Consider the following 1,364-nt stretch of genomic DNA (forward strand, 5'->3'; position numbering starts at 1 on the left):
GCGGACTTTGTTTTTATACTATCTATATATTTTTAATTATTAATTTATCTAGTATTTATTGCAATGTTTATTTTAAAAACATATCTAATTAAATTAATCTTTTAAAGACTTTTATCTGTTTGCTTTTTTCCTTTTATCTTGTTTATGTGTTTTTATATAATGGTGGTTTAGTGGTTGTTATGCTATCTGCGTATCTAATTACAATGCTAATTTTATATACAAACATATAAAGTATTATTTTTAACATGTATGGTTATTTAAATTCTTAATGGTATAATATTTTACTTTTTTTATTTTAAAGGGTTAATATGTTAAAAATAGAAAGCAAAATACATTCAAAAAATCTTAAAATTTATAAAGGCTTGTCAAAATTAATTCAAGGTTTTTTTTACTCTATCTTACCTAAAGAAGAACATACAGGATATAAGCATAGTAGTGGCAAAATATTTAAAAAAACAAATTTTTGTTTTAGTTTGTATAATGGTCTTTTGACAATTAAATTTAGTGCTTTGGAAAAAGAACTTGAAGAAATAGTAGCCGTATCGCTACTAAAAAACGACTTAAGACTCGGAGAAATTTGTCTTGTTGATACTTGTGTAAATTTAAGTGATCACAACACAAATAAAAATGAGATAAATTTTAATGGATATGTAGTTTGCAATGTAAAAAGCCTCTTAAATAAAAAAATCTATCTTGAACCACAAGACTCCAGACATCTTGAGATAATGAAAAACAATCTATTTCAAAAATACGAAACTTTTTATGGTAAAAAATACAATGAAAATTGTGAGATAACTCTACTTTCACAAGACTTTGAAAATTACAAAAAATTCTACTATGGAAATAATGTAAATTATATGAAAGCTTGGCTTGCAACTTGGAATATAAAAGCCAGTAACGAGCTTATAAATTTAGCACTATCTACTGGTCTTGGAGCAGGAGTAATGAGTTATGGATGCGGATTTGTAGAAGAAATTAAAGCCTAGTTTTTTATAAAATAATAAAATTTAGCAAGGCTAACAACATATCATAAATTTCAAAATCTACGAGATTTCCTTGCTAAAAGAGTGATTATAATAAAAATATATATGAATGTCAAAATATAACTACATATTATAATAAAATTTGACAAAAAATTTATTTTTATTTATAATTCTTGAAATTTTAAAAAGGCTTAAAATGAGTTTGGTTCAAAAACTTCATAATATCGGTAATTTAGTAAACGATGATGATTTTATAAGATTTTATGATAAATGTCAATAGTTTTTTATAAATTTAACTATTTTTTATTCTATTTAACCACCCATTTAAAAAATGACTATATTGATTTGGATTGATTTTAGCTAAACTTTTATAAAAATTTG

General features: G+C 23.2%; 2 protein-coding genes. Both read left to right on the top strand.

Going from position 1 to position 1,364, the window contains the following annotated elements:
* Positions 1 to 308: 308 nt before the first annotated feature.
* A complete protein-coding gene (locus O6B72_RS09290) occupies positions 309 to 986 on the top strand; it encodes a CRISPR-associated endoribonuclease Cas6 (RefSeq protein WP_269492988.1) in 678 nt (225 codons plus the stop codon).
* A 139-nt stretch (positions 987 to 1,125) separates the two neighbouring features.
* Positions 1,126 to 1,263, top strand: coding sequence for a hypothetical protein (locus tag O6B72_RS09295; RefSeq protein WP_269492989.1), 138 nt, complete (start codon positions 1,126 to 1,128; stop codon positions 1,261 to 1,263).
* Positions 1,264 to 1,364 lie beyond the last annotated feature (101 nt).

Origin of the sequence: Campylobacter ureolyticus (assembly GCF_027277485.1) — a bacterium.
GTDB lineage: Bacteria > Campylobacterota > Campylobacteria > Campylobacterales > Campylobacteraceae > Campylobacter_B > Campylobacter_B ureolyticus_B.

Coding starts and splice junctions, on each gene's coding strand:
- O6B72_RS09290 (WP_269492988.1), top strand. CDS start 309: ATGTTAAAAATAGAAAGCAAAATACATTCAAAAAATCTTAAAATTTAT.